The 13,799-nt window shown below is 65.8% G+C and carries 12 protein-coding genes; 6 read left to right on the plus strand and 6 right to left on the minus strand.

The annotated features are described in order from the left end of the window. Positions 1-117 precede the first annotated feature (117 nt). A complete protein-coding gene (locus tag C9424_RS17250; RefSeq protein ID WP_116768113.1) occupies positions 118-1,491 on the plus strand; it encodes an NAD-dependent succinate-semialdehyde dehydrogenase in 1,374 nt (457 codons plus the stop codon). Positions 1,492-1,493: 2 nt separating this feature from the next. On the opposite strand, the gene C9424_RS17255 is transcribed toward C9424_RS17250, so the two are convergent. Together C9424_RS17255 and C9424_RS17260 are read right to left on the minus strand one after the other, a co-directional pair. After that, on the minus strand, positions 1,494-2,237 hold the full coding sequence (locus tag C9424_RS17255) for a YoaK family protein (protein WP_116768114.1): 744 nt from the start codon (positions 2,235-2,237) through the stop codon (positions 1,494-1,496). A gap of 24 nt (positions 2,238-2,261) precedes the next feature. Further along, complete coding sequence (locus tag C9424_RS17260; RefSeq protein WP_116768115.1) at positions 2,262-2,849, minus strand: histidine phosphatase family protein; 588 nt, start codon at positions 2,847-2,849, stop codon at positions 2,262-2,264. Between the two features lie 533 nt (positions 2,850-3,382). Between C9424_RS17260 and C9424_RS17265 the strand changes: the two genes are divergently transcribed. Next, positions 3,383-3,802 carry an ester cyclase gene (locus tag C9424_RS17265; RefSeq protein WP_116768116.1) on the plus strand — a complete coding sequence of 140 codons (420 nt, stop codon included), beginning with the start codon at positions 3,383-3,385 and terminating at the stop codon, positions 3,800-3,802. A 261-nt stretch (positions 3,803-4,063) separates the two neighbouring features. On the opposite strand, the gene C9424_RS17270 is transcribed toward C9424_RS17265, so the two are convergent. Further along, positions 4,064-4,921, minus strand: coding sequence for a PhzF family phenazine biosynthesis protein (locus tag C9424_RS17270; RefSeq protein WP_116768117.1), 858 nt, complete (start codon positions 4,919-4,921; stop codon positions 4,064-4,066). A gap of 367 nt (positions 4,922-5,288) precedes the next feature. Between C9424_RS17270 and C9424_RS17275 the strand changes: the two genes are divergently transcribed. Continuing rightward, positions 5,289-5,669 (plus strand): VOC family protein, encoded by a 381-nt coding sequence (locus C9424_RS17275; protein WP_116768118.1) that lies wholly within the window; start codon positions 5,289-5,291, stop codon positions 5,667-5,669. A gap of 174 nt (positions 5,670-5,843) precedes the next feature. On the opposite strand, the gene C9424_RS17280 is transcribed toward C9424_RS17275, so the two are convergent. Further along, positions 5,844-6,737 (minus strand): potassium channel family protein, encoded by an 894-nt coding sequence (locus tag C9424_RS17280; RefSeq protein WP_116768119.1) that lies wholly within the window; start codon positions 6,735-6,737, stop codon positions 5,844-5,846. A gap of 647 nt (positions 6,738-7,384) precedes the next feature. Here C9424_RS17280 and C9424_RS17290 point away from each other — a divergent pair. Beyond that, complete coding sequence (locus tag C9424_RS17290) at positions 7,385-8,461, plus strand: N5-glutamine methyltransferase family protein (protein WP_116768156.1); 1,077 nt, start codon at positions 7,385-7,387, stop codon at positions 8,459-8,461. On the opposite strand, the gene C9424_RS17295 is transcribed toward C9424_RS17290, so the two are convergent. Both C9424_RS17295 and C9424_RS17300 read right to left on the minus strand, forming a co-directional pair. Further along, positions 8,458-10,137 (minus strand): thiamine pyrophosphate-binding protein, encoded by a 1,680-nt coding sequence (locus C9424_RS17295; RefSeq protein WP_116768121.1) that lies wholly within the window; start codon positions 10,135-10,137, stop codon positions 8,458-8,460. The genes C9424_RS17290 and C9424_RS17295 overlap by 4 nt on opposite strands. A 119-nt stretch (positions 10,138-10,256) precedes the next feature. Further along, the gene (locus C9424_RS17300; protein WP_116768122.1) at positions 10,257-10,760 is read right to left on the minus strand and encodes an Lrp/AsnC family transcriptional regulator; all 504 of its coding nucleotides are present in this window, start codon (positions 10,758-10,760) and stop codon (positions 10,257-10,259) included. 93 nt (positions 10,761-10,853) lie between these two features. On the opposite strand from C9424_RS17300, the gene hisC reads away from it, so the two are divergent. Together hisC and C9424_RS17310 are read left to right on the plus strand one after the other, a co-directional pair. Beyond that, the gene (gene hisC / locus C9424_RS17305; RefSeq protein ID WP_116768123.1) at positions 10,854-11,951 is read left to right on the plus strand and encodes a histidinol-phosphate transaminase; all 1,098 of its coding nucleotides are present in this window, start codon (positions 10,854-10,856) and stop codon (positions 11,949-11,951) included. Between the two features lie 55 nt (positions 11,952-12,006). After that, positions 12,007-13,419 (plus strand): amino acid permease, encoded by a 1,413-nt coding sequence (locus tag C9424_RS17310; RefSeq protein ID WP_116768124.1) that lies wholly within the window; start codon positions 12,007-12,009, stop codon positions 13,417-13,419. Positions 13,420-13,799 lie beyond the last annotated feature (380 nt).

Raw genomic sequence — 13,799 nt, forward strand, 5'->3', positions numbered from 1 at the left:
TTCATGTTAGCGGTCCCGGACGGAGCGGGTTGCGCTTCGCCGGAAACTGACATCATCCTAACAAAAAATAATCCTTCAATACTAGATTATTTAGCGACTTTCCCGTACTTTGCTTCTATGACCTACTACCGCACAATCAACCCGGCCACCGGCGAAGTCGTGGCCGAATTCCCCGCAGCCACCGCGGAAGAAATCTCCCAGGCCCTGGACTCTGCCCAGTCGGCATACCTTTCCTGGCGGCAGCTCGATTTGGCCGAACGCAGCCGCCTTCTGCGCAACGTGGCGTCGTTGTACCGGGAGCGGGCGCAGGAGCTTGCCCGGATCATCAGCGTCGAGATGGGCAAACCCGTGTCCCAGGGTGCCGGCGAGGTGGGGCTCGTGGCCGACATCTTTGACTACTACGCCAATGAAGGCCCTGGATTCATGGAGGATCAGCAGCTCACCGTGCGCGGAGGCGGCGAAGCCATTGTCCGTTCCGCGCCCGTGGGTGTACTTCTGGGGATTATGCCGTGGAATTACCCCTACTATCAGGTGGCGCGCTTTGCCGCTCCGAACCTGATGCTGGGCAATACGATCGTGCTGAAGCATGCCCGGAACTGTCCGCAGTCGGCGCTTGCCATCCAGCAGATCTTCGACGACGCCGGACTGCCGGCCGGCGCGTATGTCAACGTCTTCGCCACCAATGGGCAAATCGCGGAAATCATTGCGGACCCCCGCGTGCAGGGCGTCTCCCTGACCGGCTCCGAGCGGGCAGGCTCCGCCGTTGCGGAGGTTGCCGGCCGTCACCTGAAGAAGTACGTCCTGGAACTCGGAGGTTCCGATCCATTCATTGTCCTCGACGGTGAAAACCTGGACGCGACGATCAAGGCCGCCGTGGGCGGGCGCATGAGCAACGCCGGGCAGGCCTGCACCGCATCCAAGCGCTTCATGGTGGTCGAGGACATCTACGACGCCTTCGTGGAGAAATTCACGGACCGAATGGCCGCCATTAAACATGGAGATCCATTGGATTCGGCCACCAAATTCGGCCCGATTGCCTCGCAGCAAGCCGCCGCTGAACTGATCGAGCAGGTTCAGGATGCGGTCCAAAAGGGCGCCACCCTGCGTACCGGCGGAAGCCTTGTTGAGGGCGCCGGCTCGTTTATGAAGCCCACCGTGCTGACCGACGTCGTTCCGCAGATGCGCGCCTACCACGAGGAACTTTTCGGGCCCGTGGCGGTCATCTACAAGGTGAAGGACGCCGACGAGGCCATCGAGCTGGCCAACAGCTCGCCCTACGGCCTGGGCGGCTCTGTATTCAGCGCGGACATTGCCAGGGCCAAATCCGTGGCTGACCGGCTGGACACGGGCATGGTCTTCATCAACAGCACGGCCGACTCCCAGGAGGACCTGCCGTTCGGCGGGGTCAAACGTTCAGGCGTAGGGCGCGAACTGGCGCGCTCGGGAATGGAAGAGTTCGTCAACAAGAAACTGATCCGCACGCCCGCATAACGCTAGCGGACCGCTTCTTCCTCGAGGGACGCGGCAGACCCGGCGGGCGCAGGATCCCCATCCTGTGCCCGCTTCCGGGCGATGCCGCCGGCGAGGGCCACAGCCGTTGTGAGCAGTGCGGTGAGCAGCACGCCGAAGCCCGGATGCACGTGCAGCAGGGCCGCGCCGACGGCCGCGCCGGCCAGGATGAGCACGACGGCGCCAAACCGGCGGCCTGCGTGGGCGCCCTTGCCGCCACCGAGGCGGGAATCGGCGGCGAGCCCGGTCAGCGTCGAGGTCACCACTACGGTGGTGACGTCCTTGACGCTCAGGTGCCGGGCCGTGGCCGCCTGGATCCCCATCGCGACCGCCAGCGCGCCGGTGATTGCCAGGGTGACGGGGTCGCCGGCGTGCGGGGCGTGGAAGAACAGGACGACGGCGACGGCCGCCATCGTGAGGCCGACGGCGGTCAGCAGGGCCGTGGTTCGCCGGCTCCAGCCTGCCGCTTCGGGCCGAAGGGCACGGCCGGCGATCACGGCGCCGAGCATGAAACAGGCCAGGGCAATCGAGGGCCCGACGACGGGCAGGTTGTCGGCACCGAGCAGGGCCATGCCCAGGATGACAACGTTGCCGGTCATGTTGCCGGTGAAGACCCGGTCCAGGCCCAGATAGCCGACGGCGTCGATGACCCCGGTGGAGAACGTCAGCACGAGCATGAGGATCAGGTGCAGCCGGGCCTGATCGGCGGTCTTCAGTCGTTTCAGCATGGGTTCACTCTTTTCGGACCGTGGTCAGCCGATGGCGGCCGCGGTCAGCCGCTCGCCGTTGAGGTATTCGAGCTGCCAGCCATCGACGGCGTGGTGGTGGTGGACCAGGTTCAGCGCGGCGTTGTCGATGCTCTGCAGCGTGCGGCCGACCGCGCGGCCCAGGCTCAACCGGATGAGCGTGCCGTGGGCGATCACCAGGACGCGGCGCCCGCGGAACTCCTCGGCTAGGGCTTCCAGCGCGGCCAACCCGCGGTTGGCCGCGTCGTCGTCGCTTTCGGCGCCGCGGAAACCGTCGGGGGTGCGCAAGGCCTCCAGTTCGGGGCCGGCCTGCAGACCCTCGGCGGGCCCGAAGCTGCGCTCGGTAAGCTCCGGGACGCGGCGTGTCACGCTGAGACCGAGCCCGGCGGCGATCAGGTCAGCCGTTTCCGCGGCACGACTCAGCGGCGAGGACACGACCGCGTCCCACTCGTAGCCGGACAGCGTGGCGACGGCATCCCGCGCCTGGCCGCGGCCGACGTCGTTCAGCGGAATGTCAGTGGATCCCTGCAGCCGGCGCTGCGCATTCCAGTCGGTCTGGCCATGACGGATGAGCGCAAAAGTCGTGAGGGTCATGCGTCCATTCTGCCCTGACAGCGGATTGGCCCGGCAAACCGTGGTGTCACGAAGCCGGCGGCAGCGGGTCGGGACACGTGCCGTCTTCGAGTATTTTCCGGGCATGTGCGTAGGTGACAGCGAGCCGTTCGGCTTCTTCGCACTCAAGCACGACGGCGGGGATCGAGCCTGGCCAGGAACGACGGCGACCACCCATCAGGGAGACATCGCGGCATCTTGACATGCCTAAGATCCCGGAATACCTTCGGCCTTAACGAGGCACTTCGCCCGTTTCTCACTGGTTTTTTCACAGTATTACTCGGCGCTCTACGCGGGCCGCTGACGCCTGGCCGCGAAGCCAGGAAAGGAGAGATCCTCCTGTGCCGGCTCCGGATAGTTGGGGACCACAGCAAACTGTGGCACCCGGCAGCGCCCCGGGCGCGGCCGGGAACGACGGCCTGACCGGGCGACCCGACGGCGGGTGGGTCTGCGCGTGCGGCGAGGCATGACGCCGGGGGGATCCAATTTCGGTCTCTCGCAACAAGGAGTCGGAAATGTCTGAAGGTGTTGGATTGATTGAGCGGTTTTACAAGGACGTCATAGAGAGCGGTAACCTCGCCCTCATTGATGAGCTGGCCGCGGATAGCTACGTGGATCACGAAATGGCCCTCCCCGGGCAGCCGTCCGGAAAAGATGGCGTCAAATTCTTTGTGAACACGATGCGGTCGGCTTTCCCGGATATCAAGGTCAAGGAGATCCAGCCCTCGGTGACGGCCGGAAACATGGAGGCGTGCCACGTGGTTCTCGCGGGAACGCATCGTGGGGACTTGGCCGGCTTCCCCGCAACGGGAAAGAGTGTCGAGTTCGACTGCACTGACATCATCCGTGTCGAGGGAGGCAAGGTGGCCGAGCATTGGGGCACCACGGACAACCTGAGCCTCATGCAGCAGATTGGCGCCGTGGCCGTTGGCTGAGCTAGGCGACGAACAACAGGGGGCCGACGCCCCGCAAAGAAAAAGTGGCTGTCCACGTTCCCTACAGGGAAACGCGGACAGCCTTTCGACGTCGGAGCCTTTTGACGTCGGCGCTGCTCGACGGCGGCGCCGTTAGCCTGTAGCCCACAGGACGGACGTCACGCCCTCCGCTGCCAGGGCCAGCTGGTCCGGCTCTGAGGGAAGCCAGTCGTCGGCCGGCCGAGTCCTGAGGAGCTCGACCCCACGACCGGCTCGCACGATTCAACTGATCTCGACGGCTTCACCGCTCACGATAATCCCGCCGGTCGGGGGAATGTCGACGGTGAGGACGCTCGGACGTCCGACATGGCTGCCTTGGTGTACCACCACGCGGCTTGGCGGCTCCACAAGTGATAGCAGGCGGAGGTATCCGCCGAAAGAAGCGGCAGCCGAACCGGTCGCCGGATCTTCGGTGATGGTGCCCACCGGGAAGAGGTTGCGCGAGTCGAACTCGCCCGGCCCCATCTCGTAGAGGGTCGTGACGGTGCCGGCCCAGTTCTGGGCATCCATCAGCGTGCGCATAGGATTCGGCTCGAAAACGAACGAGTCAAAAGTCTTTCGTTCTGCGAAGACGAGAATGGGGTGCCAGTTCCCGGCAAAAGCGATCATCGGAGGGTAGGTGGGGTTCAGATCGTCCCGGTCCACGCCGAGCAACCCGAGCAGGGTGGTCAGGACACCGTCGGGGAACTCGGCCACTCGCGGCTCTACGCTCGTGAAGGATGCCGTCACCGCTGAGCTCTGGCCTGCAGTCTCGATCGCGACGGGCCCAACCGGCGTGTCGAAGATAAAGGTCCCCGCACCGTCACGTCGTGACAGCGCGACCGCCAAAGCAATCGTGGCATGGCCGCAGAACGGCACCTCGGCGATCGGGGAGAAGTACTGCACCCGGTTTCGTCGGGGGTCTCCGTCAACCGCTGGCTCGGTGACAAAGACCGTTTCTGCATATCCGACGTCCGCTGCGATGGCCTGCATCCGGCCTTCATCGAGCCGGGTTGCGTCCAGGACTACTCCCGCCGGATTTCCGCCGTCGGGGGTGGTGGTGAAGGCGGCATAGCGCAGGACTTCCGTGGTCTGTTCCATTCCGACATCGTCGCACAGCGGTCCAGATGGCGGAGAGCGCCATGGGCCCTGCTGGCCGTACTTTTCTAAGCGTGGGCGTCCGTGACAACGCGAAATGGAAGGGCTCGCCGTCGGGCGGCGCTGCGCGCAAGACGTCAGCCGGATACCAGGCGGCCCTATTTCCGCAGACCCAAATCGGTCCATAATGGCCACATAACTTCGGGGATCCCTCACGCTGACGATGGGTGGTGCGGCGTTGAAGAGTCCCAGGTGGCTGCCCCGGCTTTGCACAAGGGACGGTCACGGGCTCCGGACAAGGATTCCGGGGACCGAAACCGGGGGGAGCAACGCCGTTGCTGCGATCATTAACGCACTGAAGGGAATCATCATGCTCAAGGATTCAAACATCATGGCTGTCCTCCCCGCGAAGGACATCAACAGGGCGAAGGAGTTTTACCGGGAGAAGCTGGGAATCGAACCCTCCGAATCCATGGAGGAGGGCAGTGTGATGTACAACTGCGGCCAAGGAACCCGCTTCCTCGTTTACCAGACAGAGAATGCCGGGACCGCCAAGAACACCCAGTTGGGCTGGGAAACGGACAATCTCGAACGCGAGATGGAGGAACTGCGAGGCCGCGGCGTCGTCTTTGAAGATTACGATTTTCCCGGCCTGAAGACGGAGAACGGTATTGCCACCGCTAGCTGGGGGAAGGCGGCCTGGTTCCTGGACAGCGAGGGGAACATCATCAACATCGCCCAGCGCTCGTAGGCCGGAGTCTGACACCGATCAGCGACTCATACCATCGCTACCGCCGGCAACGGAGCCGGAGGGAACCGGACCGCGCCTTCAAAGCGGGAGGCGGTTTCGGGGATGACGTCGCCGCTGGACAGGGCATCGAGCGCGTTCAGAACAGCAGCGTTCGCAGCAGCGGCTACCCGCACCCTAGTTCGTGTCGGGTTTCCCACCCCGGAGGTGCCGGTGGTGGAGTTCGTAGCTGTCGAACACATCGGAAGATGTGGCTCCGGAATGGCCGAATTTGCCGCGAAGGACCTCCGCGAGTCCGTCGAGCGCCGCGTGGAGCATCCGTCCAGCGAACTGCAGTTCAGAGCTCTCGCTGCGCTGGGCCTGGGATGCCAGTTCGTGGGCGTAGGCCACCGTGGCGGGCAAGGAGCCGCGCTGCTCAATTTCACGGAAGTAGTACGTTTCATGGAAGGCAAGCAGGTCTATGGTCACCGTGGCCACGTTTCCGGCAATTGCCTCCAGCAATCCGGTAGCGTGACTGGGCTCCATGTCCAATACACCGGCCGGACCGGCAGCCTCCCTGAAAAGAGTCAGCTGGTGGGCAAGGGCCCGGCGGCGGTTCAGGGCCGGGAACGTCTGCAGGATCCAAGTGACCGTTGCTGTCAGCAAGCCGAAACCGGTGACGGCCTGGAGGGCGACAACCAGCCTGAGCACCGGATCCGTTGCCACGATATCGCCAAACCCCACGGTGGAAAGAGTGACCATGGAGATGTAGAGGGCTTCGGCAAAGTCGGCCCGCAGTGGAACCCCGGCTCCGTAAACAAAACCGTCCGTCAGATGGGGCAGGTATAGCAGAGCCCAGCCGATCGCCGCCAAGCCTGCCCAGGCTCCAATGACAGCGGCCATCGCCAAGGGTGCTGCGATGAAGGAGCCCCGGCCCCGCAGTTTTCTCGATACAAGCCAGAATCCGCGCATGATCGCCCGGCCCAGAGGACCGGAACCGTGCGGATAAAGGAGTGTACGGAAGACGTCAACGAGCATCAGCAGAACCAGCCCGGTCCCCAAAACCGTCCAGAGCGTGTCCTCGAAGTCCATGCCTCATCTTAGAGGCGGCACCCCGGGCGCAGCCGGGGTGCGACCATCAAAGTGCCAGTAGCCCGTTGGTGCGCCGGCAGTATGGGTCCCTCGCGCCTGGTGGGCCGCAACGACGTCAAGGGACCTGAAATACGGGCCGGATGGGCCCCGCAGTCATCAGTTTTGCCATGGCGAGGCGCCGCTCGGCGGACTTCGAGAAATACCGTGCCACCGTTGACCTGCTCCAAGACGAGCTTGCGCAGGTTAAGCGGCAGATCTCTGCAGGGCATTCCGTCGACACGGAAATCCCTGCACGGAATGCCCCTGAGCACGCAACTGAACGGTTGACGACCTAAAGCGTGTGGTCCCGCAGCGCGGCTGCGGCACCCCTGTATCCTGAGAATGTAGTTCAAGGGCCCCAGCGGCCATCGACCAAGCCTGGTGCGCAGCCGGATGAGGGGTCTGGAAGCTGGGCCGCAGCCTTGGACGTCGTCGAATCGCCACCGCAATCGTCAGTCTGCGATCGGCTCCCGAATGCTCGGAATGGATCCTCTATCAGCATTGACACACCAGCCCCCGTGGGAATCCCGACGCCCGTCCCCAATCCGGTGCGCGCAGTTGCGGGGGATGAGCCGGCCATTGTGACCTGGGCCGAGGCCGGGATCAGCATGACCGCGCGATGGCGGTCGGCGAACGGCAGACCGGCGCCGACGCGCGTCGAAGTGGTGTCCGACTCCCTCACGGCCGATGATGCGAACCGGATGGCGTCACAGGGGATCGCGATGCTCTGGCACGGTGACTTCCACAACGCACGGCAGATCCTCAACGCCTTGGACCGGCGGATAGGCGTCGGAAAGAAAGAGATCGCAGCAACTCCGGTCGATAAGTTCTATCGGCACCGCCAGTCCCGGTCGCACCGTGCACGGGTTCTCGGCCTGCTGCTGATTCCTCTTGATCCGGGCCCGGTGGTGCCGCTCCGGCGCGCACCGGACATCCGGCAGGCCGCCGCTGAAGCGTACGGTGAGATCGGTGAATCTTCCATCGTGTCCCTGCATGAGCTTGTCGGCGCCATTGGCGCCCACGAGTGGCGGCGTAATGGCGTCTACGTCGATGCCCTGCAGGGCCGCATCCACCCGCACTACGGCACGTTCTTCCCCACCCGCAGTGAGTATGTGGATCTCATGGCCGCCGCTGCGCTGCCCTCTGACACACTGGCGTTCGACGTCGGAACCGGCACGGGTGTGCTCGCTGCCGTCCTCGCGCGCCGTGGCGTCCACCGCGTGGTGGCGACGGACAATGAACCGCGTGCCATCGCCTGCGCCGCTGAGAATTTCCGGAACCTCGGTGTCCAGGACCGTGCTGAGGCCGTCCTGACCGACATGTTCCCGCCCGGGCGGGCACCCCTCATCGTGTGCAACCCGCCCTGGATTCCGGCAACGCCGCACTCCACCCTGGATAACGCCGTCTACGACCCCGGGAGCAGGATGCTCTTCCGCTTCCTGAACGGACTCTCCGACCATCTGGAGCCGGGCGGTGAGGCCTGGCTTGTCCTCTCCGACCTGGCCGAGCACCTTGGCCTGCGGACACGTCAGGATCTGCTGACCGCCATTACGGCGGCCGGGCTGAAGGTGGTGGAACGGCTGGACACCAAGCCAACGCATCCGAAGGCGTCGGACCGCGACGATCCTCTGTTCGAGGCGCGCGCCGCGGAGGTCACGTCGCTGTGGCGGCTTGTTCTCCGCTAGCCCGCCACCACCACCACCGCCTTCGCTGCCTGCGAGGCCTCCATCCATTCGCTCATCCACGGTGCCCGGACGCTCGACGTGATCCGGCAGTCGGCCACGAAGGTTCCCCTGGCACCGGCGTCGATCCAGTCCTGGAGCGCGGAAAGGTCTGCCAGTGAGCGGATGATCGCCGACTTGGCACCGAGCGCCCGGGCGATGCCGCTGAAGTCCACCTCGGGGATCAGCATGGGCTTTTCGGTCAGGCCCCGGGAGCCGTACTGGTGGATTTCGGCTCCGTAGGCGGCATCGTTGTAGATCACGACGACGGCGCTGCTGGCCGCCCCAATCAGCGATTCGAGGTCGGACAGGCCCATCAGGAAACCGCCGTCGCCGGAGGCCAGCACCAGGGTGCGGCCGTCCTCCACTGCGCGGGCTGCCCCGACGGCGCTGGCAAGGCCCAGCCCGATGGTCTGGAAGGCCGTGCCCACCATGACCAGGTCCTGCGGCCGCGGAATGTTCCAGTACATGGGGGCCCAACCGAGGAAGTGCCCGCCGTCCTGGACCACCGTGCGGCGCTCCGGCAGCACGGCATCCAATGCTGTGGCAAGGGCGCGCGGGTCCAGCCGGCCGTCCGGCGTCTCCGATGAGCCTGCCTGGTGGCCCGGTCCCTCGGCCAGGCGCCTGCGGGCTTCCGCGCGCCAGGCTTCTGCGCGGCGGGCGTCCGGCGAGGCCGTGCCATCCAGCATCCCCAGGATGCGTCCCGCAGCAGATTTCACGTCCGCGCTGACGAACGTGTCCACCCGGGGGTGCGTCGGCTGCAGTGCGGTGTCGATCTGGATGACGGTGCTGTCCGGGCCGAGCAGGTGCCCGAACCGCATGGTGAAGGGGCTCAGGCTTGCCCCGGCCACGAGGACCACATCAGCCTCACCCATGAGCCCGGCCGCGGTGTCCGTCCCGAACCCGCCCGCGACGCCGAGGTATCCCTCACCCTGGAGCAGGTTGAGCGCCAGGGCGGTTCCGGCGGTCAGGGCGCCCAGACGGTCGGCGAGTTCCCGGAGCTCCGGGCCGGCGCCGGCGAGATGCGCACCGCGGCCGGCGAGGATCAGCGGCCGCTTCGCCCCGGCGAGCAGCCGGGCTACCTGCCCGAGGCCGCCGTCGACGTCGTCACTCACCGCCGGTGCCAGCGGCGCCGGAAGTTCCTCGTCCGCAGCCTCGAGGGCCGCGAGGTCGTAGGGAATGGCAATGACGACGGCGGTCCGCTTAGTGAGCGCGTACTCCACCGCCTGCTGCGTGATGGAGCCCGCGGCGTCGCGCGTGACCGTGAAGGTCGCCGCACCGAGGCCTGCCGCGATGGCCGTCTGGTCCACGTCCCAGGGCCGGGCGCCGCTGCTCGGCGCGTCCCCGGTGACCAGCACGACCGGGATTTGTGCCTGGACCGCCTCTGCGAGTGCGGTGAGTGCGTTGGTGTAGCCGGGGCCGTAGGTGGTGGTGCCCGCTGCGAGACGTCCCGACGTCCGGTAGTAGGCGTCGGCCGCGGCGACGGCGGCGCCTTCATGGCGGACGGGGGAGAAGCGGAGGCCCAGCTTTTCCGCGGCGTCCAGGAAGTAGACGTTTCCGTTGCCCATGACGCCGAAGACATCGCTGAGGTAGCTGCTGAGAACCTGCGTCACGCGGCCGGAGACGGTAAGTGAAGTCATGCAGAAATCTTGTGTGCTGACCCACAGATAGGCAAGAGACGCGTATTGCGGTGGGATATTTGGCAGGCGCTGGAGCTAGAAGTGAAAATATGCCCACTTGTGGCGTGCATCACCCGCTCTTAATCGGAGGGGTGGGACTCCTGCTCCGAGAGCCGGCTTAGGAGGCCGTCGTAGCGGGGCGGCATGAGTTCTAGAACGGAAATGGCCGTGCTGGTCCGCTGGATCCCCTCGATTTCCAGGATCTGGTTGGTGATGCGGTAGAGATCGGCCGTACTGCGTGCCACCACCTTGGCCATGAGGTCCGCGTCGCCGGTGGTGGCGTGCACCTCGATGACCTCGGGAATGGCGGCGAGCCCGTCTTCGACCGCACCTGTCCGCGTCTGGCTGATGGACAGCGAGAGGAAGGCCATCAGGTCATAGCCAAGCGCGGCGGGGTCCAGCCTCCGGCTGAAGGAGCGGAGGGCGCCGCTGCGCTCGAGCCGTGCCAGCCGGGCGTGGACCGTGTTCCGTGCGACGCCGAGCGTCCGCGAGAGTGCCAGGGCGCTTGCTTCGGGATCCTTGTCGAGGGCCAGGATGATCCTGCCGTCGAGAGAATCCACGGTGCGAGAGTTCGGGATGGTCATATTTTCACCACAGACAGTAGATCTTGAGCAGAAGTCCCAATGGTTTGAGGGTATCTTGCAATGTGGGAGGGGTCACAATCATGATCGATCCTCATGACCCGTGATCAGCTCCTGACCGCACCGGACACCGCGCTTCCCACCCTTCGTGGCGCGGTGGCCGGACTTCCGCCCTACGTCCCGGGCCGGCGCAGCGCCGGCACAGACATCGCCGCCCTCGCCAGCAACGAAAGCCACTACGAGCCACTGCCCGCTGCCGCCGCTGCGGTGGCCGCAGCGGCCGGTACGATGAACCGATACCCTGACAGTGCCGCCGTCGAACTCCGCGAACGGATTGCCCGCCACCTCGGCGTAACGGCCGGAGAGGTGGCGGTGGGACCCGGCAGCGTCGGCGTCCTCCAGCAGATCATCACCGGCCTGTGCGACGCCGGGGATGAAGTGATCTTCGCGTGGCGTTCCTTCGAGGCGTACCCCATCCTGGTGGAGCTGGCAGGCGCCCAGCCTGTCCGCATCCCGCTGGACGGCGCTGAGGGGCACGACCTTGACGCCATGGCCGCGGCTGTCACTGCCCGCACGAAGGTCATCCTGCTCTGCACCCCCAACAATCCCACCGGCGTGCCGATCAGCCACGACCGCATCGAGGCCTTCCTGCGGTCCGTCCGCTCGGACGTCCTCGTGGTGATCGACGAGGCCTATGTGGAATACGCCGAAGCGGGCAGCGGCCCCGATTCCCTGGCGCTCTACCGCCAGTACCCGAACGTCTGCATCCTGCGCACCTTCTCGAAGGCCTACGGACTCGCGGGCCTGCGCGTTGGATACGCCGTGGCGGCGCCGGACATCGCCGAGGGACTGCGCCGGACCGCCCTTCCCTTCTCGGTGAGCGCGCTGGCCCAGAAGGCGGCCATCGCGTCGCTGGACGCCGGGGAGGAGATGGAAGCGAGGGTCGCCGGGGTCAGGCAGGAGCGCGCCCGGATGGCCGCGCAGCTGGAAGCCCAGGGCTGGAAGCTGCAGCCGAGCCAGGGCAATTTCCTGTGGATCCGCGCGGACGAACGCCTCCGGGCGAGGCTGGTGGACGCGTTTGACGCCGCCGGCATCATGGTCCGGGCGTACCAGGGCGACGGCGTGCGGATCACCGTTGCCGATCCCGCCTCCAACGACCGCGTGCTCGGGCTCCTGGCAGCCCACGCAGCCTGAGAAACCGACTGACCTGAAACCCCATCCGTTCCACCAACAAACCAGAGGACTCCTCATGGAACAACAGACAATGACGTCTGGCCGCCCACTGGGCGCCGCACTCAAACCCCGCCAGCTCACCATGATGGGGCTCGGTAGCGCCATCGGCGCGGGCCTCTTTATCGGCTCCGGCGCCGGCATCCAGGCCGCGGGCCCGGCCGTGCTGATCTCCTACCTCGTGGCCGGCACCCTCATCATCCTGGTGATGTGGGCCCTCGGCGAGATGGCCGCCGCCAATCCGGACAGCGGTGCCTTCTCCGTCTATACCGCCAAGGCCTATGGTCCGGTGGCCGGTGCCACGGTGGGTTGGCTGTGGTGGCTGCAGCTCGTGGTGGTCATCGCGGCCGAAGCGCTGGGTGCGGCAGGCCTGCTGGCCACCATCTTCCCCGTCCTGCCGGTGTGGCTGATGGCCTTCGTGTTCATCGTGGTGCTCACCGCCGTGAACCTCACCAGTGTGAAGAACTTCGGCGAATTCGAGTTCTGGTTCGCCCTGCTCAAGGTGGCAGCAATCGTCGGGTTCCTGCTGGTGGGCGTTGCCCTGCTCTTCGGCTGGCTGCCGGGCGTCCCGTCGCCAGGCCTGTCCCACTTCACCGGAGCCGGATTCGCTCCCAGCGGTTTCGCCGGGATTGCCACGGCACTCTTCGTGGTGGCGTTCGCATTCGGCGGCACCGAGATCGTGTCCGTGGCGGCAGCTGAGACCGCCGAGCCTGCCCGCAGCGTGAAGAAAGCGGTCCGCACGGTGCTGTGGCGCATCCTGGTCTTCTACATCGGCGCCATCTTCGTCATCGCAGCCGTGGTTCCCGTCGGTTCGGCGGGGCTGAAGAGCCCGTTCGCCGCTGTGCTGGACGCCGCCGGCATGCCCGGCGCGGCCACCGCCATCACCCTGGTAGCCGTGGCAGCACTGCTCTCCGCCCTCAACGCCAACCTCTACGGTGCATCGCGGATGGCGTACTCCCTCGCGGAGCGGGGTGAGGCACCACGTCTGCTTGCCTCGGTGTCCAAGGCCCGGGTTCCGGTTGTCGCAGTCCTGGCCAGCGTCGCTTTCGGCGTTGTCACGGTTGTGCTGGAGCTGGCCTTCCCCGAGAAGGTCCTTCCCGTCCTTCTGAACATTGTGGGTTCGACGTGCCTGCTGGTGTGGACGTCCGCGCTCCTCGCCCAGCTCGCGTTGCGCCTCCGCGCCGACCGCGAGGGGACGGAGCTTCCCCTGCGGATGCCCGGCTTCCCGTGGCTGACGGGCTTTGGCCTGCTCATCCTCGCGGCGATCTTCACGGTGGGCTTCATCGGCGAGGATTCCCGTCCCCAGCTCCTGAGCACTTTCGGACTCGTAGCGCTTCTGGCGGTGGCTAACTGGATGCACCACCGGTCGGGGAAGGTTTCGCCGGTTGTCGAGTTTTCGGATGGTGCCAAGCAGCCGGTGCTCATCGACTGAATCAGGTGGTGTGTACCGATTCACTAGTTTTGGACACACGAAGGGCGGGTCCGGCTTTGGCCGGGCGCGCCCTTTGCGCGACTGCGCAGAGTGGGCTGTAGTGGGGGCCCCATCCCATCCCTCCGGCACACCAGAGGGCTCGGAAGTTAGGCGGAGATTTCCCTAAGGACTGTCCCAAATGAGGATGGCACCCCGTCTAACGGGCACTCTAGGTGAAACTCGTCGGCCACCGAATGGTGAGGTAATCCAATCGCAACATGACCGGCTCCGCTTACTTCGGTAGGTTCAGGGCCGGTCTTCGTTTTAGCAGGTGGGCGCCACTTGGTCGAGGAGTTTGAACGCGCCGCGACCTGCCAAGCCAGGATCCACGAATACAATCA

Origin of the sequence: Arthrobacter sp. H-02-3 (assembly GCF_003097355.1) — a bacterium.
In the GTDB taxonomy this organism is placed as follows: domain Bacteria; phylum Actinomycetota; class Actinomycetes; order Actinomycetales; family Micrococcaceae; genus Arthrobacter; species Arthrobacter humicola.